The sequence below is a fragment of the Peribacillus sp. P4_C12 genome (assembly GCF_056402095.1).
The window spans coordinates 1-574 of record NZ_JBFUIB010001179.1; the positions used below are offsets into that span (position 1 = coordinate 1).

General features: G+C 34.1%; 1 protein-coding gene. It reads left to right on the forward strand.

Annotation, left to right across the window (positions count from 1 at the left end):
* The coding region (locus AC1DUW_RS32020) for a glycerophosphodiester phosphodiesterase (protein WP_477644605.1) at positions 1–574 on the forward strand (574 nt) is incomplete at both ends.

Here is a 574-nt window from a genome sequence, read left to right on the forward strand (position 1 = left end):
CTATTACGCAGGCTGGATTATTAGGATATGGCTTTGTTGAAATCGATGTACAAAAAACGAAGGACGACCAATATATATTAATGCATGATCAAACAGTCGATCGTACAACAACAGGCTCTGGGAAGGTAGAAGATTTAACATTACAAGAAATTCAAAGCTTTGCAATTGAAGATAAACAGGGGAATGTGACCAATTATAAAGCACCAACACTTCATGAAGTGTTAGAAGAAGCTAATAAATACAATATTGGTATCAATTTTGATGGTTCAAAAGGCGACTGGGATGACAAGGAATTCGTTGACGGTGTTATGGAAGAAGCTAAAGAAACGAAAGTATTAAATCATTCATTTTTTGTATTAAGTAATACGAGTATTCGAGATCAATTTATCTCATGGTACCCAAAAGCGACTGTGACCTTCCTCGGAAATGCATTGAAGAATGTAGATGCCGATATTAAAGAGTTACAGAAATATGAAAATGCCATTTATTCAACATCTATTAACAATGTAGATGAAGAAACTGCCAAAAAAATTAAAAAAACAGGCCTAAAACTGCATGTATACTCAGTTAACAC